General features: G+C 66.6%; 21 protein-coding genes. 11 read left to right on the forward strand and 10 right to left on the reverse strand.

Annotated elements, in window-relative coordinates:
- Positions 1-750: an ESX secretion-associated protein EspG gene (locus L1080_RS23910; protein WP_250765769.1), complete on the forward strand. Its 750-nt coding sequence runs from the start codon at positions 1-3 to the stop codon at positions 748-750.
- A 17-nt stretch (positions 751-767) separates the two neighbouring features.
- On the opposite strand, the gene L1080_RS23915 is transcribed toward L1080_RS23910, so the two are convergent.
- The 4 genes from L1080_RS23915 to L1080_RS23930 all read right to left on the reverse strand — a co-directional run bounded on the left by L1080_RS23915 (position 768) and on the right by L1080_RS23930 (position 4,567).
- A complete protein-coding gene (locus L1080_RS23915) occupies positions 768-2,162 on the reverse strand; it encodes a lipase maturation factor family protein (protein WP_250765772.1) in 1,395 nt (464 codons plus the stop codon).
- A gap of 64 nt (positions 2,163-2,226) precedes the next feature.
- On the reverse strand, positions 2,227-2,898 hold the full coding sequence (locus L1080_RS23920) for a histidine phosphatase family protein (protein ID WP_250765775.1): 672 nt from the start codon (positions 2,896-2,898) through the stop codon (positions 2,227-2,229).
- Positions 2,895-3,812: a prephenate dehydratase gene (gene pheA / locus L1080_RS23925; protein ID WP_250765778.1), complete on the reverse strand. Its 918-nt coding sequence runs from the start codon at positions 3,810-3,812 to the stop codon at positions 2,895-2,897. The genes L1080_RS23920 and pheA overlap by 4 nt, the downstream gene beginning before the upstream one ends.
- A 53-nt stretch (positions 3,813-3,865) precedes the next feature.
- Positions 3,866-4,567: a hypothetical protein gene (locus L1080_RS23930; protein WP_250765790.1), complete on the reverse strand. Its 702-nt coding sequence runs from the start codon at positions 4,565-4,567 to the stop codon at positions 3,866-3,868.
- Between the two features lie 93 nt (positions 4,568-4,660).
- Here L1080_RS23930 and L1080_RS23935 point away from each other — a divergent pair, with 93 nt between their 5' ends.
- The 5 genes from L1080_RS23935 to L1080_RS23955 all read left to right on the forward strand — a co-directional run bounded on the left by L1080_RS23935 (position 4,661) and on the right by L1080_RS23955 (position 9,029).
- Positions 4,661-5,425 (forward strand): DUF2470 domain-containing protein, encoded by a 765-nt coding sequence (locus L1080_RS23935; protein ID WP_250765792.1) that lies wholly within the window; start codon positions 4,661-4,663, stop codon positions 5,423-5,425.
- A gap of 37 nt (positions 5,426-5,462) precedes the next feature.
- Entirely contained in the window at positions 5,463-6,275 is an 813-nt protein-coding gene (locus tag L1080_RS23940) for a CPBP family intramembrane glutamic endopeptidase (protein ID WP_250765795.1), read from the forward strand.
- Positions 6,276-6,539: 264 nt separating this feature from the next.
- Positions 6,540-7,763, forward strand: a complete 1,224-nt coding sequence (locus L1080_RS23945) for an LCP family protein (protein ID WP_268962533.1) — start codon at positions 6,540-6,542, stop codon at positions 7,761-7,763.
- Between the two features lie 24 nt (positions 7,764-7,787).
- Entirely contained in the window at positions 7,788-8,339 is a 552-nt protein-coding gene (locus tag L1080_RS23950) for a ferritin (RefSeq protein ID WP_159918779.1), read from the forward strand.
- A gap of 144 nt (positions 8,340-8,483) precedes the next feature.
- Entirely contained in the window at positions 8,484-9,029 is a 546-nt protein-coding gene (locus L1080_RS23955) for a ferritin (RefSeq protein ID WP_159918778.1), read from the forward strand.
- Positions 9,030-9,097: 68 nt separating this feature from the next.
- Here the strand turns inward: L1080_RS23955 and L1080_RS23960 are convergent, their stop codons facing one another.
- The 3 genes from L1080_RS23960 to L1080_RS23970 are packed head-to-tail and all read right to left on the reverse strand — an operon-like array spanning position 9,098 to position 11,775.
- On the reverse strand, positions 9,098-10,012 hold the full coding sequence (locus L1080_RS23960) for a DUF5926 family protein (protein ID WP_250765798.1): 915 nt from the start codon (positions 10,010-10,012) through the stop codon (positions 9,098-9,100).
- Between the two features lie 33 nt (positions 10,013-10,045).
- Positions 10,046-10,807 carry a glycerophosphodiester phosphodiesterase gene (locus L1080_RS23965; RefSeq protein WP_250765801.1) on the reverse strand — a complete coding sequence of 254 codons (762 nt, stop codon included), beginning with the start codon at positions 10,805-10,807 and terminating at the stop codon, positions 10,046-10,048.
- Positions 10,804-11,775 carry a DUF4328 domain-containing protein gene (locus L1080_RS23970; protein WP_250765803.1) on the reverse strand — a complete coding sequence of 324 codons (972 nt, stop codon included), beginning with the start codon at positions 11,773-11,775 and terminating at the stop codon, positions 10,804-10,806. Before L1080_RS23970 ends, L1080_RS23965 begins: the two co-directional genes overlap by 4 nt.
- A 462-nt stretch (positions 11,776-12,237) precedes the next feature.
- Here L1080_RS23970 and L1080_RS23975 point away from each other — a divergent pair, with 462 nt between their 5' ends.
- Positions 12,238-14,025 carry an immunoglobulin domain-containing family protein gene (locus tag L1080_RS23975; protein WP_250765806.1) on the forward strand — a complete coding sequence of 596 codons (1,788 nt, stop codon included), beginning with the start codon at positions 12,238-12,240 and terminating at the stop codon, positions 14,023-14,025.
- A 17-nt stretch (positions 14,026-14,042) separates the two neighbouring features.
- Here L1080_RS23975 and L1080_RS23980 read toward each other — a convergent pair whose 3' ends face one another.
- Complete coding sequence (locus L1080_RS23980) at positions 14,043-14,912, reverse strand: S49 family peptidase (protein ID WP_250765809.1); 870 nt, start codon at positions 14,910-14,912, stop codon at positions 14,043-14,045.
- A 41-nt stretch (positions 14,913-14,953) separates the two neighbouring features.
- On the opposite strand from L1080_RS23980, the gene L1080_RS23985 reads away from it, so the two are divergent.
- On the forward strand, positions 14,954-15,883 hold the full coding sequence (locus L1080_RS23985; protein WP_250765812.1) for an LLM class F420-dependent oxidoreductase: 930 nt from the start codon (positions 14,954-14,956) through the stop codon (positions 15,881-15,883).
- A gap of 28 nt (positions 15,884-15,911) precedes the next feature.
- The gene (locus tag L1080_RS23990; protein WP_109325958.1) at positions 15,912-16,403 is read left to right on the forward strand and encodes a metallophosphoesterase family protein; all 492 of its coding nucleotides are present in this window, start codon (positions 15,912-15,914) and stop codon (positions 16,401-16,403) included.
- Between the two features lie 12 nt (positions 16,404-16,415).
- Here the strand turns inward: L1080_RS23990 and L1080_RS23995 are convergent, their stop codons facing one another.
- Both L1080_RS23995 and L1080_RS24000 read right to left on the reverse strand, forming a co-directional pair.
- Complete coding sequence (locus L1080_RS23995; protein WP_250765815.1) at positions 16,416-17,009, reverse strand: Rv1733c family protein; 594 nt, start codon at positions 17,007-17,009, stop codon at positions 16,416-16,418.
- A 100-nt stretch (positions 17,010-17,109) separates the two neighbouring features.
- Positions 17,110-18,081 (reverse strand): AraC family transcriptional regulator, encoded by a 972-nt coding sequence (locus L1080_RS24000; protein ID WP_250765818.1) that lies wholly within the window; start codon positions 18,079-18,081, stop codon positions 17,110-17,112.
- 82 nt (positions 18,082-18,163) lie between these two features.
- Here L1080_RS24000 and L1080_RS24005 point away from each other — a divergent pair, with 82 nt between their 5' ends.
- Positions 18,164-18,994 (forward strand): Rossmann-fold NAD(P)-binding domain-containing protein, encoded by an 831-nt coding sequence (locus tag L1080_RS24005; protein ID WP_250765821.1) that lies wholly within the window; start codon positions 18,164-18,166, stop codon positions 18,992-18,994.
- Positions 18,994-19,461, forward strand: a complete 468-nt coding sequence (locus L1080_RS24010) for an anthrone oxygenase family protein (protein WP_250765823.1) — start codon at positions 18,994-18,996, stop codon at positions 19,459-19,461. The genes L1080_RS24005 and L1080_RS24010 overlap by 1 nt, the downstream gene beginning before the upstream one ends.
- The last annotated feature ends 1 nt before the right edge of the window (position 19,462 follow it).

The following is a 19,462-nucleotide window of genomic DNA, read 5'->3' on the forward strand; positions in this document are numbered from 1 at the left end:
GTGACCCTGAGCCTCGACGAGATGGATGTCCTCGTGGACCGGCTCGCGCTCGACGTCCTGCCGGTGGTGCTCGACGCCGGCCCGCGGTACGACTCGTACGAAGCCAGGGGCAAAGCATTTCACGACGCCGTCGCCGGCCTCACCGCCCGGGACCTCCTCCCGGGCGGTGAGGTTCGCGCCGAGCTTGCTTCGGGACTGCGAGTTCTTGCCCGCCCGCGGTGGGAAATTGCTCTGCGCTGGTACGTCGACGGAACCATCTCGCGGTTGTGTGTTTCCCGGGGCGACACCATGTCGGTGCTCACCATGCGCGCCGGCGACACCTACGTGGTGCAGGACGCCGGCTTCGACGTCTTCGCGCCGGTCATCGCTGCCCTCGGCACCGCCGAGCCGATGGACTTCGGCGTGGTCAACGCACCCACTGCCCAACTCGGTGAGGTGTTCGACGCGGGGGGCGACGGTAAAGCTCTCGCTGCCGGCCTCACCGCACTCGGTGTCGCGCCGCCCGACGCCACCGCGGTGGGCACCGCGATGGCAACCTGCAACACCTACGCCGAAATCGTGGGAATCGTGTACGGCGACGGGCAGTACGACCCCGTCGGTGGTCCCGTCACCGTATTCGACACGCACAAGGGGCGAATCGTCGGCACGTCCAGCGTGTCCGCGCACGGCGTCGCCTGGTCTTCCCTGAGCCCGGGTACACCACAACGTCTGCGCCAGGCCCTCGAGTTCCTGGCCGACAGATTGCACTGAGTTCAGATTGCACTGAGTTACACCGGTTCACGCTTCCACCACGCCCCCGTCTCGCGGCGCTCCTTCCACGTGGTGAACCGGTAGCGGTACAGACGCGCACGCACATGTTGAGGTGGGGCGTCGGGGAAAGGATTGTGGCGCAGCAGTTTCAGCGTGTCGCGGTCGTTCCTCAGCAGCCGCTCCACGAAGGCGGGAAACCATGGATCGGCGTAGCCCGGCGAGATCGGAATGAACCAGAACAACCAATCGAGCCGCAGATGGTACGGCGCGAACTGCCGTGGCCGGCGATTCACATCGCCCGGTTTTCCTTTGAACTCGTATTCCTTCCATTCGGACTGCGCGGTGATCGCCGAGTCGGATGTCCCCTCCACGATCACTTCGTACCGAACCTTGGTGACGCTGCCGAAGGCGCCGTAGGTGTTCACCAGATGCCACGAGTTGAACGACGCATTCATCCGCTGACCGTGCGAGATCATGTTGCGGATCGGCCAGTAACTCAGCACCACCACCAACGCTGTCACGGCGACCACCAGGACGACGAAATACAGCGGCGCCGACGAACTTCCCTCCGGGAGCGATACCGGCACAAGCATCTCGAACACGCTGTCCGGGATGACCGACAGGGCCAGCACGATCGTGATCCAATTCAGCCAGGAGAAGTTACCGCTCGCCACCAGCCATAGTTGAGTGACGATCATGACGGCCGCGGCGATCGCCGCCACCGGCTGGGGCGCAAACAGCCCGAACGGCATCACTAATTGCGCGAAATGATTTCCCAACACCTCGAGCCGGTGAAGTCTTTTCGGCATTCTGTGGAAGTACCAGCTGAGCGGTCCGGGCATCGGCTGGGTTTCGTGGTGATAGTAGAGGCAGGTGAGGTCACGCCAGCATTTGTCGCCGCGCATCTTGATCAGTCCGGCGCCGAACTCGAGCCGGAACAATAACCACCGCACCGCGATCAGCACCAGAATCGGCGGACCGACGGAGGAGTTACCGGAGAAAATCGCCAGAAATCCGGCTTCGAGGAGTAGCGACTCCCATCCGAAGCTGTACCAGATCTGCGAGACGTTGACGATCGACAGATAGAGAATCCACAGCACCAACCACACCAGCATGCAGGCGGCAAGCGGCATGAATTGCGTCGCACCCAGCAGAGTCGCGAGTGCCAACCCGGCGCCGGTCCAGGCAACTGCCGCGAAGAACCGATCCGAGTAATGGAAGTGAAAGACACTCGGTGCACGTGCGAAGGGGACGGCCCTCAGGAACCGCGGAATCGGCATCATGCCGTCACTTCCGACGAGCGGCCTGAACTGATGCACCGCGCCCAGGAAGGCGACAAGGTAGATCGCCGCGAGCCCCTCGGTGACGAGCAGCCGCCCGAGGGAATAGTCTTCGGCTACGAACCATTCCATTGCCGTCACTCCTCGAGGACGGTTTTCTCCATCGTCGCGCAGCGGGTGGAAGTCCGCAACGCATTCATCCCATCGGGTCGTCGGCCCCGGGAATCACGCGATGTTCGAACGGCGGCTCGATCGTTCCCCACCGCACACATTCCCAGCCTCCGCCGAGGGTCGGTACCAACTCGACCGACTCCGTGTTCGCGAGGTGGTTATTGGCGGCGAACAGCCCGGGAACATCCGCCAGCTGTGCGGCGACGAGGCGGATCGCGGCGCCGTGGCTGACGAGGACGACATCTCCCGATCGGTCGGGATCGTCGAGATACTCCGCGCGCAGGGCATCGACGACCGGCACGTAGCGGTCGAGGATGTCGTGAGCGGATTCGCCACCGGGTACGCGGGCTCCCAGCTCACCCGCGTGCCACAGGTGGAAAGTCTTCATGAACAGGGCGTGCGATTCATCGTCACGGCGATCCTCGAGTTCACCCGCCTGCGCCTCGTACAACCCCTCGCGGGTCTGGGCGGAAAGCCCGGTGGCACGTTCGACCGCACCCGCTGTCTGCCGGGCGCGCAGGGCCTCCGAGTTGACGAGCGCAGCGAGCGACGCACGGGCCGCGAGCCGGGCCCCGAGAGCGTCGGCCTGCGCCTGCCCCTCCGGTGTCAGCGGTGCACCGGGCAGCCGGGTGTCGAGTCGGCGTTCGACGTTGGCCTCGGTCTGTCCGTGCCGTACCAGAATCAGCTTGCCGCTCACAGTTCCCTGTCTCCCTGACGGATTCGTTCGATCCAGTCCGCCGCGTCTCCGTCGGACGGCGGGGGCGGACCACTCGGGTTCGCGGCCGGCCACGAGCCGAGGAAGCGCACGGTCGACTTGCGGTGCAGCGCGCGGAACGCCTCGGCGACCAGCGGATCGTCGAGGTGACCGATGCAGTCGACGAAGAACCGGTAGGAGCCGGGTTCGGTGCGAACGGGCCGGGATTCGATGCGGATGAGGTCGATTCCGCGAGTGGCGAACTCGGAGAGAACGCTGACGAGCGATCCGGGTTCGTTGTCGGGCTGCAGAACGGCGGAGCTCCGGTCGCTACCGGTGCGCGGCGGTACCCGAGTCGGGGCGGTGACGAGCACGAACCGCGTCCGCGCGCCGGCGACGTCCGCGACACTGCTGGCCAGTGCGTGCAATCCGAGACGCCTGCCGGCCAGCGCGGTCGATACCGCGGCGTCGGCGAGACCGTGCGAGACGTCCTCGGCCGCACCCGCATTGGACGAAGCGGTCTGAATCTCGGCGTCGGGGCAGTTCTTCTCCAGCCAGGTCCGCACCTGGCCGGCGGCGACGGGATATGCGCGCACGGTCCGCACCTGGTCGAGGCGATCGATGCCGGGTCGACCCAGAATTTCGAACGCCACGTCCAGTTCGGTCTCCGCGACGATCTGTAGCCGTTCGCCCAGGGCCAGGGAGTCCAGAGTGGGCACCACAGCCCCCTCGACAGAGCTCTCGATGGGGACGACGGCACCGTCGACCACACCGTCGCGTACCAGCTCGAGCGTGGCCGGGGGGCTGGACGCGGCGACGCGTTCGACCGGCCCGTCGAAGGCGCCCGCCCCCTCGAGTTCGGCGAGCGCCATTTCCGTGAAGGTTCCCGAGGGTCCGAAGTACGCGATCTTTGGCACGCCTATGAGATTACGCACCGAGAGTTGACGGCCCGGCGCTATGCGGTGAATCTTTATCGCAACCCGGCGGCGGCGAGTTCGCGACTCACCCGGACGGGATCGCTCACCTCGATGCCCAGCAGCACTTCCCGGACTGCCTCGGCCGCCTCCGGACCGAGGGCCGCAAGCTTCTCCGCGGTCGGGTCGGCGAGAGCCGACCGAACGTTGTCTCCGCGCAGCGACGCGACGGTGCCGGACAACAGGGCGAGCACCTCGGCGGCGTCACGCGCTCTGGCCACGTATCCGACATCCGCATGGGCGAGGACCGCCAGAAAATCGGCCACCTCACCGATGGAGAATCCACTGCCCAGGCCGGGGATGCGTCCGGCATCCGCGAGTTGCTGCGCCGATTCTGCGAGCCCGAGGTCGCCGTCACCGACGAACACGGCGAGCGGCGAGGGCAGTCGCAACGCGAGTGCGTCGCCGAGCTGCGCCGCAGGGCACTCGAGGTGGAATCGGACCGCCTCGTAGGACGCCTGTTCTCGGGTACGCAGCTCGGCGGGGTCGATGTCGAGGCCGACGATGATGCGGCCCGCGTCGGTGCCGTGGCAGCCGATCAGAGTGGATGCAAGAACCACCCGGGGCCCGACTGTTCCGCCGATCGTGTCCGCGGGGTCTGCGGATACTGCGGTGGTGGGTGCCGCGCTGAGCAGGCCTTCGAGCAGCGACTGCGGTCCGCGCGAACGCGGAACTCCGAGGGAAAGAGGAATTGCCACCTTCACACCGTAATCCTGCGGTGGTCTTGCCAACCGACGCACGTCACATTAGGTTAGGTTTACCTCAGTACCGCTGCTCCCGAAGGAGGCTCCATGCCCGTCACGACTACCGGACCGACCACCGCCGAGCGTGTGCGTAGTTCGTGCGCACGGACCCAGGAGGCAGTACTCGCTGTCGAGGGCAGCGCTCCTACGGTCACGTCCGTCCACCACCTGCGCGCCGGCGGAGACGTCGTCGTCGCGGTGCCGACCGACTCGGCGGCAGCCACCCTGTCCTGGCTGGCCGGTGGCGGCGGAATCCCCGCGGTCCTGGAGCTGACCGACAACTCACCGCTTCCACTCCGCGAACCCGTGCGATCACTCGTCTGGCTACGGGGCACCCTCCACTCCCTGTGCGAGGCGCACACCCGCGCACTCGCGGACGAGGTCGCCTCCGAATACCCGCATCCCGGGCTCCTCGACGTCGGGCACGACGCCACGCTGTTGCAGCTACGGCTCGAGTCTGCCGTCGTCGCCGACTCGACCGGCGCCGAACCCGTCTCCCTTCCCGAACTGCTCGCGGCCAGGCCCGACCCGTTCTGGGAAATGGAAACGGCCTGGCTTCAGCACCTCGACGAGGATCACACCGACCTCATCGACCTGCTCTCCCGCAAGCTTCCGCCGCACATGAGGCAGGGACGCATCCGACCGCTCGGTATCGACCGCTACGGGTTGCGGTTGCGCGTCGAGAGCGACAACGGTGACCGCGATATCTGGATGCCGTTCGCGAATCCGGTGGACGACGCCCTGTCGCTGAGCCGGGCGATACGACTGCTCGTCGGATGCCCCTTCGTCAACGGTCTGCGCGCCCGCGGCTGATCGGCAAAACCACGGACCCGCGCGCTAGCGTTGCCGCGTGATCTCGCGGACAACGCTCGACTCCTGGTTACGCCCCGCATCACCCGAGATGCCGGTGGTGCCGGCGAGGGAACGCCGCGGGCTGTGGATCGAAATCACGATCGTCCTGCTCGTCACCTTCGGGACCAGCGGGTTGTCGGGATTGCTGTCGCTGACCGAGTCCCTGCTGACGCCCGGTGACCTTGCCGACCAAGCGGTCGCGCTGAACATCGCGCGCGCGGAGAACCAGTTCATCGATGCGGCACGGCAGCTGCTCGGTGTCGTGAAACTGCTGTCCTGGGCGGCGCTGGGTCTGTATCTCCTGTGGCGTGGCGGCATCAGCCTCGCCTCGGTGGGGCTGGGGCGGATCCGGTGGCGTCCCGACGCTGTACAGGGTGTCGGGCTGGCTGCGCTGATCGGGCTCCCCGGCCTCGGCTTCTACCTGCTGGCGCGCGCGGTGGGCGCCAACCTGACCGTCGTCCCCAGCACGATCGGTGACCATTGGTGGCGGCTTCCCGTCCTCGTCCTCTGGGCGATCGCCAACTCGGGGGCCGAGGAGGTACTGGTCGTCGCCTATCTCGTCACCCGACTGCGGCAACTGGGGTGGAGCGAGAACTCGTCCCTGCTCGCGTCGGCCCTGCTGCGTGGCACCTACCACCTCTACCAGGGCTTCGGCGGCGGGCTGGGCAATGTGGCGATGGGTGTGGTGTTCGGCCGGTACTGGCAGAAGACCGGCCGGCTGTGGCCACTCGTGATCGCGCACGCCACCATCGACTCGGTGGCTTTCGTCGGCTACGCGGCCCTGCGTGGCCACGTCGGCTGGATTCCGTAATCCTTCGAGACCAGTAAAGTCGTGCGGGTGACCGGCGACGCACCCTATCCACCGCTGCCGCCCCGCCCGCCTCGGCGGACGCAGGGCGGCGGACCCGCGCCGCAGTCGCCGAACCGCCGGACCCCACCTCCCGGCCCGCACGGTTCCGCCCCGCCTCCGCCTCCTCGCGTTCCGCCACGAGGATCTCCGGGACCGCCGCCGCCGCGACCCCGGCACCCGGCGCCCCGCCCCGGCCCCGCAGGTCCGCCTCCGGAAGGAACCCAGGTGATCCGGCGAGACGGGCGAGGCACCCCACCCGCCCCGCAGCAGGCGTGGTCGCAGGCGCCCGAACCGCGATTGTCGCGGTCCGCGCCTCCTCGCCCGGACGGCTACGCGCCCACCCAGACGCCGCAGCCCTATCGTGAGCCACCGCAGTATCGCGAGGCGCCGCAGTACCGACAGGCGTATGTCCCGGATCAGCGCCCCCCTCGCAACCCGCCGCCCCCGCTCGCGCCTCCCCGCAACCCCGAACCACCGCGTCAACGCAGACCCAGACGCCGGCGAAACTGGGGCAGTCGCATCGGCATCCTCTTCCTGGTGTTGGTTCTTGCCCTCGCCGGCATGACTTACTACCTGGATACCTCCCTGAACCGGGTCGACGCCCTCGCCGATTACGACGGCCGGGTCGGCGACACCCCCGGCACCAACTGGCTGCTGGTCGGGTCGGACAGCCGCACCGGGCTGACACCGGAACAGGAGCAGGAGTTGTCGACCGGCGGCAACAGCGGTCCCGACCGCACCGACACCATCATCGTGATGCACCTTCCGAGCAGTGGCGGGCCGGCGACCATGGTGAGCATCCCCCGCGACTCCTACGTGTCCATACCGGGCTACGGCGAGGACAAGATCAACGCGTCGTTCGCATTCGGTGGCCCGCAATTGCTGGTGCAGACGGTCGAGGAAGCGTCCGGGCTGCACATCGACCACTACGCCGAGATCGGGTTCGGCGGTTTCGCCGGGATCGTCGACGCCATCGGTGGTGTCGAGATGTGCCTGGATGCCCCCATCGACGATCCCCTCGCCGGCATCAATCTGGCGCCCGGCTGCCAGGAGCTGTCCGGCTCGGACGCCCTCGGATTCGTCCGCACTCGCGCAACGGCGCTCGCCGACATCGACCGTATGAACCACCAGCGGAAGTTCATGGCCGCGCTGATGGCGAAAGCCACAAGCCCGGCAACGTGGTTGAACCCGTTCCGGGTTTGGCCGCTGATCACCGACACAGCCAAATCGTTGCGCGTCGACGAGGGCGATCACATCTGGAACCTTGCAATGCTCGCCTGGGCCGTGCGCGGTGACATGGTCACCACCACGGTCCCGGTGGCCGGATTCGAGGATGTCGACGGTTCGGGGAACGTGCTGGTGTGGGATGACGAACGGGCCTCGCAGTTCTTCGGCGCTCTCGCCGAGGATCGGCAGGTTCCCGCCGAACTGGTCACCACGGGCCAGTGACGCCGCATCCGTAAACTGAGCCGCATGACACAGTCGGCGCCTACGAAGCCCAGTGAATTCCACCACCTGTTGCAACAGCAGATCCGCAACGAATTCACGGCGTCACAGCAATACATCGCGGTGGCCGTCTACTTCGATTCCCACCATCTCCCGCAGCTGGCGAGGCGCTTCTATACGCAGGCCACCGAGGAACACCGCCACGCGATGATGATGATCCAGTACCTCCTCGACAATCACGTCCCCGTGACCGTTCCGGGTATCGACGACGTGATCACGGATTTCGACTCCGTGCGGGCACCGGTGGAACTGGCGCTGAAACAGGAAGAAGCGGTCACCGAGCAGATCACCAGACTCGCCCGCACCGCCCGCCACAACGGGGACTACCTCGGCGAGCAGTTCATGCAATGGTTCCTCAAGGAGCAGGTCGAGGAAACTGCAGGCATGAACACCCTGCTGACCATCGTCGACCGCGCAGGCAACGATGTGTTCAACATCGAAGACTTCGTTGCCCGGGAGATGAACGCCGCCCCGCGCGCCGATTCGACCGCTCCCAAGACCGCAGGTAGCGGAGCCTGAAGGCACCCCGGATAAACCCGAAACGGTGCGCCATAATTCGGCGGAATTCGCGCCGAATTAGGCCGCATTAAGTTTGGGAACCCTTGCCATAATTAGGCAGAACTTGCATGACAATGCCGTCTGACCAGCTATATCGTGTGTCTCATGACTTCCGTTGACGCGCACAAGACAAAATTCCACGCCCTGCTGCACGACCAGATTCGCAACGAATTCAACGCGTCACACCAGTACACCGCGACTGCCGTCTATTTCGATAATGCGGACCTTCCTCAGTTGGCCAAGCACTTCTACAAGCAGGCCGTCGAGGAACGCAATCACGCGATGATGATCATCCAGTACTTCCTGGATCGCGGAATCAACGTGGAGCTGTCGGGTGTCGACGCCGCGAAGGGCAACTTCGAGAATGCGCGTGAGCCGATCGCGCTGGCTCTGACGCAGGAGAAGACGGTCACCGAGCAGATCGTGCAGCTCGCGAGCACCGCCCGCGAAGAGGGCGACTACCTCGGCGAGCAGTTCATGCAGTGGTTCCTCAAGGAACAGGTCGAGGAGGTCGCCAGCATGACCACCCTGCTCGCCATCGCCGACCGCGCGGGCGCCAACCTGTTCCATCTGGAGGATTTCGTCGCTCGCGAGATGAGCGTCGTCGACGACACCGCCGGAGCGCCTGCCGCTGCCGGCGGCGCCATCTAGGCGGCTCCGCCGCCCGTGAGTGGTTAGCGAGTCTCTGCACTCCTCAACCACTCACGGGCCCGGAGGGCCTAGCGCAACGTGACCTGGCGACCACGGAGGCCGTCGCGGGCGCGACGCTCGTCGGTGGTGAGCGGAGCATCGACGGCTAGCGCCTGCGCGAGTCGGTCACCGAGCTCGACCGTGGCGGCTGCCCACTCGTTGGGGTGCTTCTCTCGATCCAGGTCGAAGACCGGAACGAGAAGGCCGTGCGTCCGGAAAGAGCCGGCATAGCGCGACCCTTCACCCAGGTGCAGCCCGCCGGTGGCGTGGACCCGCGCCAGCGCCAGCATCAGGTCGTCCTCGTTTTCGGGACGCACCCAGCGGATGTGGGCCTTCTCCCCCGCATCCACCCACCACGCTGCCACGACGCCTTCGGCTTCGACCCGCGCGGACGGCATGATTGCCGCGTTGGCGTGCTGCACCGTGGTCGCGACCTCGGGTGCCGGTTCCACCCCTGCGGGGATCCACCAGTTGAAATCCTGGTGCACCGTGATGTCGAGCAGAGCGTCCGCGTCGATCACCTCGGCCGGTGCGGGGGTGTCGGCACCGGGGTTGGCGGAGGCCAGCGATTCTCCGGCCGCGGCGTCTCGAACCCACACGACGGAGGCCGCCAAGTCGGCACCGAGGTCCGCAGAGTGTGCCTGGACCTGCACACCGACGAACCCGGTGGCGTCCTCGCCTTCGTCACGGACGAGCGCCGCCACGGCACCCGGCAGGACGGTCGCCAACGTCACCGGGCGCGAGGAGTCCTTCACCGGCAGCGGTGCTGTTGCCGAGGGGACGAATTCACGCAGCGCGACGAGGTCGCATTCCGCGGCGAGGCCTTCGAAGGGGCGCGTCACGGCCGCGGCGGCACTTTCCCGTTCCGCCTTCCGCTGCGCAAGCTTCTCGGCGCGGGCACTGTCGGGCTTCGGTCCACTGTTTCTCTTGCTCTTCTTTGCCACGACGCCAAAACCTACACGCCGGAAGAGGCTCGGTCAGGAGGCCAGCCAATTCTTGGTGCGCCCGGGGTGGTTGGTAGCCACCCAGCTGACACCGAGTTCGCGACACAGAGCGACATCGGTTCGATCGTCGACGGTCCAGCAGTAGGTGGCCCGTCCTGCGGCCGCGGCCTTGTCGACCATGTCGGGGTGCTCGTGCAGGGTCTTGACCGAGGGACCCACCGCGGTGGCGCCGACCGTCGTCGCCGCTCCTCCGCCGAGATAGCGGGCCGACTCCCCCAGCAGCACGGTCGGGAGCATCGGCGCCGATCTCCGGATCCGCCACACGGCTCCGGCCGAGAACGACATCACGACGGCGCGCGAGTGGTCGGCCGACGGCGGGGACGCGATGCCGAACCGCTGCAACTCGGCCAGGACCTTGCTCTCCACGAGCCCGCCGAACCTGACGGGATGCTTGGTTTCGATGAACACCTTGACGGGCCTCGCCGAGTCGAGAGCGAGCTCGATGAGCGCACTCAATTCGAGAAGATCGGCAGGCTCTTCCGCGGTGCCGTAGTTGTATTGGGCCAGCTCGTCGCGCGTCATCTCACTGACGACGCCTACGCCGTCGGAGGTGCGATCGATGGTGCGATCGTGGACGCACACGAGGTGGCCGTCCTTCGTGAGCCGCACATCGCATTCGAGCCCGTCGGCACCCTCTCTCAGCGCGAGTTCGTACGCGGCGAGGGTGTGTTCGGGCTTGGCCGCGGATGCACCACGATGCGCGACGACGAGCGGTCCGCGCCGATCGGGGCTCACGAGGCGAGCGCTTCCTGATCAGGTGTTCCCGAGTTCTTCGCCGGTGGTTCCGATTCGGACGGCGGATCGGTGGCAATCACCCAACGGGTGACCGCTTCCTTCGTCCCCTTCAGAGTGCGGCCCTCGAGTCTGCGCAGGACCAGCAGGGCGAGCAGCGCGGTGGCCGCCGCGACCATTGCGGTGAACGCAGACAGGAGGACGCCGTCGGCCATGGCCTGCAACCCGGGACGGGACCGCCAGAACCAGTTGAAGACGAGGAGGACGACACCGAAGACCCACATGGCCCACCAGGCGCGCACGAGCGTGACAGCTCGGGGATCTCGCCGGATGACCTCGAGTAGGAACACACCAGGCATCACCAGATTGAGGCCGGGGACGGCGCAGCCGACGATCAGTTCACCGGCGGAACGCGGATCCGACCTTCGCTCCCGGGCGAATGTGCGGCGGCGGATCCGCAGCAGCCAGCACACGCCACCGATACCGGACAGCAGTGCGAAGAGCATTCCACCGGCTTGGGTGACGAAGACGGCGACGTCCGAGACGGCGAGCACGGTCGGGTCGACCAAACGGGTCCTATTCCAGACGAGGACGGCGTAGCGACCCAGTTCGGCCGGCACGGCCAGCGCGTACAGGCCGGCGGTGACGATCAGGAAGGTGGCGGCCTTGTCGGCGAGGGCTTCCGGCCAGTTCCTCCCCCCACGAGACGCATCGACGTGGTCGTGAAGTCCCCAACGCGGAACGTCGGTGTAGCGGGGTGTCGGACTGGGCGCAGGAGGATCAGCGGCCAGCCCCCCACGCCGGAGCGGTGATCGCGCCACCCAACGGAAGCCACGCTGATCGGGAGAAAGCTGCTGCTCCGTTCGGATCGGTGCGAGCAGCACGCCGTGACAGCGAGGACACCACTGTGCCGGGGCACCGAGAACTGGCCACCGGCCGGCGCATCGTGCGCACACCTGAATGACGCTCATGCCGTCCGCACCCACTTCACAGTTCCGATTCTGTCACGACCCACCTGTTGGGGTCGGGCAGCGACCGATTCGTCCTTTTCCCACCAATTTTGTGAGCTGCGCCACGAGGATTCTCGAGTTATCCACAGTTTCCACAGGTTCATCCACAGTTATGAACACTGCTCACACCGCGCAATTCCTGGTCAGAAGGCGTGGACAATCTCCGTTGTTGACAGCCTCGACATGAACGGTCCACAACCGTGGATGAACTTGACACCGCAGGTCGGTGAACGATGCGATTCGGCTGGGCGACGGCGCGGCCCGGAATTACCCCTCCATGCCGGGTGGCCCGCGAAGCAACCCGAAAACTCCGGACCGACCGTCTTTCTCCCCCGCCGCGTGCCGGGGCAGATTTTCCCCGACACCTGATCTGACGCAGCCCGGCGCCATTTGGTTCCACTCGATCTGTAATCTCGGAAAACGATGACGGACGACGTCGGATCGCGGTGGCAGCTCGGACCCGCCCGCGTCCTCCACCTGGCTCTGGGCCTCATCGCCGTATCGCTACTCGTCCGGTCGTGGGTGGCAGCTCGCAGCGACTTCTACTGGGACGATCTGATCCTCAATGGGCGGGGCGGGAGCCTGCCGCTCCTGTCAGCCGACCTTCTTGTCTACGACCACGACGGTCACTTGATGCCCGGCGCCTTCCTGGTCGCCGGTATCGCGACACGAATCGCGCCTTACCAGTGGATCCTGCCGATGATCACGATGATCGCGCTTCAGGCGGCGGCGTCCTACGCGGTCTTCCGGTTGTTGCGCAAAATTCTGGGACTGCGGCCCGCGGTGCTGATCCCTCTGGCGCTGTACCTGTTCACGCCGTTGACGGTGCCCGCGTTCGCGTGGTGGGCGGCGGCGCTCAACGCACTACCTCTGCAGATCGCGCTTGCCTGGGTGGCGGGTGACGCACTGGAGCTGTGCCGGACGGGACGACGCAGATACGCGATCTCCGCCATCCTCGTCACCGTCGCGGGGTTGCTCTTCTTCGAGAAGTCTGTGGTGGTGCCTTTTGTGGCGTTCGCGACCGTGGCGTTGCTCGCGCACGTCGACGGCGCTCCTCGACCGCTGTGGTCCACACTGCGGCGCGGCGCTCCCCTGTGGATCGGTTCGGGAGTGGTGCTCGGTGGGTGGGCGGCGCTCTACCTGTTCACCGTGGAGTCGCAGTTCGAGTGGGCAGGACCGTCTCGGGCGTTCCAGTTGTTCCACCACGCAACCTCACTGGGTCTGGTGCCGACGCTGCTCGGGGGACCGTGGACGTGGGACCGCTGGATTCCGAGTCCGCCGTGGGCGTCTCCGTCCCCGGCTCTCGTGGTGGTGAGCTGGCTGGTTCTTCTCGCGGTGGTGGTCGCGACGATGCGATCGAAGCGTCGCATCGGTGCGGTGTGGATTCTCACTGCCGGTTATTTCTTGCTGTCGGTGGCCGCGATGGTGGTCACCCGGTGGGGAGCCGACACCACCTACGAGCTGGCCCAGACTCTGCGTTATTTCACCGACACGGCGGTCGTGCTGGCGATCGGTACCGCGCTGATCGTGCGGGCACCCGCACGGGGGCCCGTCCCGGTCCCGTTCCTCACCCGGCCGGTCGTGGCGGCGACCGTGGTCGGCGCGTTCGTGGTCGGCAGCCTGTGGTCGACGTACACGTTCACGCGGAGCTGGGCGGAGAACCCCACCACCGACTACCTGACCACGGCCCGTGCGTCCCTGGCCGAGCATCAAGACGCAGCCCTGCTCGAACAACCGGTGTCGATCTGGGTGCTGCTTCCGGTGGCGTATCCGAACAATCTCGTCAGCCGGGTCTTCGCGCCCCTCCCGGACCGTCCGGCATTCGCCGACAGCACCGACCGGCTACGGATGCTCGACGACTCCGGGATGTTGGTCGATGCGCAGGTGACGTGGGTGCGGTCGCTCGAGCCGGGGACGGTACCGGACTGCGGGCATCTGGTAGACAAGCGCAGCTTCGTCCCAGTCGCTCTCGACGGCCCGCTGACGGGATGGGAGTGGACGGCCCAGCTGAACTATCTCGCCAGTGCGGACGGTGAGCTTTCCGTGGCCATGGAGGTCGGTGATCCCGTGCGGGTGCCGGTGCACCGCGGACTCAACTCGGTGTACGTGCGCCTCACGGGCGGCGGGCAGAGTCTGCGGGTGAAGACGCTGACTCCTGACCTGTCGGTGTGTGTGGGTGTGGGCCCGGTCGGGGTCGTCGTACCGAAGTAGCCGGGCGTCCCGGGAGATCAGAGGCCGTACCGGGACCAGGCGACACGGGCCCTCGCCGCCCCGACCACGGCTGCCACGGCGTCGTCCCATCCGGCGGCGGGCAGACCGAGTTTCGCGAAAAGTGAGCGGCGCGGGCCCGTCAGTTCGATGGTGGCGTCGGGGAATCGCTTCTCCACCACCTCGCGTAGGGTGCCGATTCCGTCCACGACGCCGAGTTCGACGGCCCGTCGGCCCAGCCACACTTCGCCGTTGAACAGCTCTTCCTCGGTCGCCTTCAGCTTGTCACCGCGGCGTTCGATCACCCAGTTCCGAAACTCGTCGTGGATGCCCTCCTGGATCTGCTCGAGCCACCGCACGTCCTCCGACTTCTCGGCGAAGAACGGGTCGAGGCGGGCCTTCGCCTCACCTGCGGAGTGCAGCCGTCGCTCGATGCCCATGCGGTCGATCAGTTCGGAGAATCCGAACCCCGCCGAGATCACGCCGACGGAACCGACCACCGACGTCGCGGTGGCATAAATTTCGTCGGCGGCACACGCGAGCCAATATCCGCCGGACGCCGCGACATCTTCACAGAACGCGAGCACCGGCAGTTCGTGCTCGGACGCGAGCTGCCGAATGCGGGCGCCGATGTACTCACTCTGCGTCGGCGAACCACCGGGACTGTTGATGAGGAGTGCCACGGCCTTGGCGCCGTGTGAGGTGAAGGCGCGGCGAAGCGGTTCCTCGACCGACTCCGCGCTCAGGACCCGCCCGAAACCGGCGCCTCCCGACGCGATCATTCCGTGCAGGCGCACCACCGGGACCACGCCCGCACCGCCGCCACCGAGCGCGTCGGGCAACCTGTCGGCCAGCGGTTTCGGCAGGGAGAGCGGGATCTTCTTGGCCATGAATTCAGCGTACCGACGACGCATCGGGCAAAGTGGCTGCCATGGAGTTGCGAATCTTCACCGAACCTCAGCAGGGCGCTACCTACACCGACCTTCTGGCCGTGGCGCAGGCCGCCGAACAATTCGGCTATGGCGCGTTTTTCCGCTCCGATCACTACCTTGCGATGAACAGCGAGGGCTTGCCCGGCCCGACGGACGCGTGGATCACCTTGGCCGCTCTGGCCCGGGAGACCTCCACCATCCGGCTGGGCACCCTCGTCACCTCCGCGACGTTCCGCCATCCGGGACCGTTGGCCATCTCGGTGGCGCAGGTCGACGACATGAGTGGTGGACGCGTCGACCTCGGGATCGGCGCCGGCTGGTTCGAGGAAGAGCACAAGGCATACGGCATCCCGTTCCCTGTTCTGAAAGAGCGTTTCGAACGACTCGAGGAGTCGCTGGCGGTGATCACCGGACTGTGGCGCACACCTCGTGGTGAGTCCTTCTCGTACAGCGGGAAGCACTTCCAGATCGAGAACTCACCTGCCCTTCCCAAACCTCGACAGCCGCAGGGCCCACCCGTCGTGATCGGCGGTGCGGGCAAGAAGAAGACGCCGGCTCTGGCCGCGAAGTACGCCGACGAGTTCAACGTCCCCTTCGCCTCCATCGAGGACACGCGCGACATCATCGAGCGAGTCCATCTCGCGTGCAAGGCCATCGACCGCGACCCCACCGAGTTGGTGTACTCCAACGCGCTGGTGTTGTGCTGTGGCCGCACCGAGGAGGAAGTGTCCCGACGGGCCTCGAACATCGGGCGTGAGGTGAGCGAACTGCGGGAGAACGGACTCGCCGGGTCGCCCGCCGAACTGGTCGACAAGATCGGCCGCTACACCGAAGCGGGATCACAGCGCATCTACCTGCAGACCCTCGACCTGAGCGACCTCGACCACCTCGAACTGGTCGCGAGCGAGGTACTTCCGCAGCTGAGCTGAACCAGGACAACTACAGCACAATCAAGGTATGAGGTTGCTGCTACTTGCCGACACCCATGTACCCAAGCGTGCGCGGGATCTTCCCGCCCTCGTCTGGGAGGAGGTCGACAAGGCCGATGTGGTCATTCACGCCGGAGACTGGGTGGACGTGGCGCTGTTCGATGCCCTCGAGGAACGGTCCACCCGGCTCGTCGCCTGCTGGGGAAACAACGACGGCGACGACCTGCGCGCGCGGATGCCCGAGACGGCTGAGGTGACACTGGAGGGGGTCCGCTTCACTGTCGTGCACGAGACCGGGGCGTCCACCGGCCGGGACAAGCGGATGTCCGCCGCCTACCCCGACACCGACGTTCTCGTGTTCGGGCACAGTCACATTCCGTGGGACACGGTCTCCGACACGGGTCTGCGCCTGCTCAATCCTGGGTCACCCACGGATCGCCGTCGTCAGCCGTTCTGCACGTACATGACGGCCGAGGTTCGGGACGGGGAACTGCGCGAGGTCGAACTGCACCGACTGTGACAGGCAGCCCGGTCAGTGGCGGGTGGTCGAGTCCAGGAACTGCCGGAGGTCGCGGTCCCACTGGGCGTCGCGGGCACGGTTGAGGGACGCCCGGGTGATGAGGAATCCGGACATCGCGATCATCATCACCACGAACCAGGTGAACAGGCCGGCAATCACTCCGGCCACTCGTGCGGCAGACGCCGACATCGGCTGGGTGGTCAGGTTCCCTTCGCCGTCGACCCAGATCTGTTCCTCGGTGCCCGCGGGAGTGGCGGGATCGACGGTGATGTCGGCGCGGCGGCTCTGGTCACCCCACGTCCACTTGGCCGGGGCGGTGTCGACTCCGGACGGTGCGACGTCGGAGGACATCGTCACGCCTGTGGAGTCGGCGAGGGTGGTCGCGGTGACGGTCCGGAACTCGGAGGTCTGCTGCTCAGCCAGCACTTCTTGACTGGCGGCGGTCTTCGCACCCGCGAAGATGGCGAGCGGAAGCATCGCAAAGGCGAGCACGATCACTGCAAGCGTGAGAAGGTTCTCGATGCGGTCGGAACGTCGCATCAGAGGGTTGCGCCGGGCGGAGCCGGGCCGCAGCGGCAGCCCTCCCGCTCGAGAGTTCTTCCACATGTCGTTCCGGTCCTCTCGCCGACAATCTCCTGCTTCCAGGGTCGTACGCTTCGCAAACAAGATCAAGTCATCGAGGTGTGTGCTTGGGCACTGTGTGGTATTACACCTCCACTGATACTCCTCCCGGGGTTCGTCCGCATAGGGCCAGTTCCCGATGTTCTTTGGGGCTCATGCCCCGTACTCGCTTGAATGCCGCACTCAGCGCGAAACCGCTGCCGTACCCGACTCGCTGCGCAACCGCGGCCACGGTGGCGTCGGGCTCGCGGAGCAGGTCGGCGGCCAGAGCAAGCCGCCAGTGGGCCAAGTAGGTCATCGGCGGCTCCCCGACCAGTTCGGTGAACCTGCGGGCAAGGGCAGCCCGGGACATCCCGGTCTCGGCGGCAAGCGAAGCGACGGTCCACGGTTGCGCCGGATTGTTCTGCAGGATGCGCATCGCCTTGCCGACCACCGGATCGGTCTGTGCCCGCACCCACGACGGCGCCTCGACCGCAGGCCGGGCGAACCATGCACGCAGCACGGCGATGAGCAGTAGATCGAGCAACCGGTCGAGAACCGCTTCCTGGCCGGGCTCGTCGCGCACCACCTCGTCGTGCAGAAGGGTGACCAGTCGGGAGTCCCAGTCGGTGCGGCATTGCACTACCAGCGGGGGCAGCGCCGACAGCAGGCGGCGGCTGATTTCGCCGGGAGTCGTATACGTTCCGGTCAACAGCACGGTGCGGCCGCTGGGATTGTTTCCCCACGTCCGGACGCCCAGATCCATCGATTCGGCGAGCGGTTCCCCGTGCAGCGTCGTGCAGCTCTGGTCGGGATTGATGACGACGCGCGGCGACCTCGCCGGGTCATCCGCGACGACGTAGCGTTCCGGTCCACGCACGACCGCGATATCCCCCTCGGTCAACCGGATGGGTTCACCGGCATGGGGGGAGATCCACGCCTCGCCGCGGCCCACGGCCACGAGACTGAGCGGTGCACGGTCGTCGATCTGCAGCGACCACGGTGGTTCCATGATCGAGCGGAGCACGAAGGCTCCGGTGGCCCGGGGACCGCTGATGAGACCGGCGAGGGGATCCATGGACGCGATCGTAGACGCTGGCGTATGGATGAGCGCTTCTCGACCATGGATAGTCTCACCACTTCCGTCTTGACTGGAACGCATGACAACGACAACCTCCACCCTCGTCCTGACCGGCACCGGCAAGATCGGCGGTCACGTTCTCCGCGGACTCGCCGCCGCGGGAGCGTCCGCCCGCAGTGGTTCACGATCCGGCCACCCACCCTTCGACTGGGACGACGAAGACACGTGGACGCCCGCGCTCGAGGGCATCACCTCGGTGTACATCGCCTACTACCCAGACCTCGCCGTGCCGGGGGCCGCCGAGGTGGTCGAGAAATTCACCGAGACTGCGGTGGCGGCCGGAGCGCAAAGGCTGGTTCTGCTGTCCGGCCGGGGCGAACGGGAGGCGGAGCGGAGCGAACAGGTGGTGCAGAAGTCGGGCGTGGAGTGGACCATCCTCCGCTCGAGTTGGTTCAGCCAGAACTTCAGTGAAAGTTTTATGGCCGACGCGTTGCGCACCGGAACTCTCACTCTGCCCGTCGGCGACGTCCTCGAACCCTTCGTCGACGCCGACGATCTCGCCGACATCGCCGTCGCCGCCCTGACCGAGGACGGGCACGCGGGCGAGTTGTACGAGGTGACCGGCCCCTGCTTGATGTCGTTCGCCGACGCCGTCGGCGCAATCTCGGAGGCAACGGGGCGCGACTTCCGCTATGTCACCACCACTTCGGCGGACTATGCGTCACTGCTGGCCGCGGCGGGGTTGGCCCCCGATGCGATCGGTCTGCTCACCTACCTGTTCGAGGACGTTCTCGACGGGCGGAATGCATATCTCACCGACGGTGTGGAGCGGGCTCTCGGACGGGCACCGAAGGACTTCGCCGACTACGCCCGCGCCGCGGCGGCAGCGGGCGTGTGGAAGGAGAGGTGATGGTGCGTTCCCTGCTGATCGTCACGGCTGTGGGGGCGGGGTTGATCGGCGGTGTGATGTTCGCGTTCTCGACGTTCATCATGCCGGCGCTGAGCCGCCTCGAACCGAGACAGGGCATCGCGGCCATGCAGGCGATCAACCGTGCAGCGCCGAATGTTTTCTTCATGACCGCGTTGTTCGGTACCGCGGTGACCTCGATCGCGCTGGCGGTGGCGACGGTGGTCCGGCACGACGCGTCGGCGAGCTACGCAGTGGTCGCGTGCGTTCTCTATCTCACCGGGATCGTGTTGACGGTGGTCTATCACGTCCCGCGCAACAACGCGCTGGACGCGGTCGATCCCGGTGGGAACGACGCAGCCGACGTCTGGGGAAACTACGTGCCCGGGTGGACTGCGTGGAACCACGTGCGCACGGTCAGCGCACTGTCGGCCTCGGCGGTGCTCGTGTGGGCGGCGACCGGAACCTGAG

The sequence above is a fragment of the Rhodococcus sp. MSC1_016 genome (assembly GCF_023667485.2).
Lineage (GTDB): Bacteria > Actinomycetota > Actinomycetes > Mycobacteriales > Mycobacteriaceae > Rhodococcus_F > Rhodococcus_F oxybenzonivorans.

Coding starts and splice junctions, on each gene's coding strand:
- L1080_RS24005 (WP_250765821.1), top strand. CDS start 18,164: ATGACAACGACAACCTCCACCCTCGTCCTGACCGGCACCGGCAAGATC.
- L1080_RS23980 (WP_250765809.1), bottom strand. CDS start 14,912: ATGGCCAAGAAGATCCCGCTCTCCCTGCCGAAACCGCTGGCCGACAGG.
- L1080_RS23970 (WP_250765803.1), bottom strand. CDS start 11,775: ATGAGCGTCATTCAGGTGTGCGCACGATGCGCCGGCCGGTGGCCAGTT.
- L1080_RS23990 (WP_109325958.1), top strand. CDS start 15,912: ATGAGGTTGCTGCTACTTGCCGACACCCATGTACCCAAGCGTGCGCGG.
- L1080_RS23915 (WP_250765772.1), bottom strand. CDS start 2,162: ATGGAATGGTTCGTAGCCGAAGACTATTCCCTCGGGCGGCTGCTCGTC.
- L1080_RS23950 (WP_159918779.1), top strand. CDS start 7,788: ATGACACAGTCGGCGCCTACGAAGCCCAGTGAATTCCACCACCTGTTG.
- L1080_RS23995 (WP_250765815.1), bottom strand. CDS start 17,009: ATGTGGAAGAACTCTCGAGCGGGAGGGCTGCCGCTGCGGCCCGGCTCC.
- L1080_RS23975 (WP_250765806.1), top strand. CDS start 12,238: ATGACGGACGACGTCGGATCGCGGTGGCAGCTCGGACCCGCCCGCGTC.
- L1080_RS24000 (WP_250765818.1), bottom strand. CDS start 18,081: ATGGATCCCCTCGCCGGTCTCATCAGCGGTCCCCGGGCCACCGGAGCC.
- L1080_RS24010 (WP_250765823.1), top strand. CDS start 18,994: ATGGTGCGTTCCCTGCTGATCGTCACGGCTGTGGGGGCGGGGTTGATC.
- L1080_RS23935 (WP_250765792.1), top strand. CDS start 4,661: ATGCCCGTCACGACTACCGGACCGACCACCGCCGAGCGTGTGCGTAGT.
- L1080_RS23985 (WP_250765812.1), top strand. CDS start 14,954: ATGGAGTTGCGAATCTTCACCGAACCTCAGCAGGGCGCTACCTACACC.
- L1080_RS23955 (WP_159918778.1), top strand. CDS start 8,484: ATGACTTCCGTTGACGCGCACAAGACAAAATTCCACGCCCTGCTGCAC.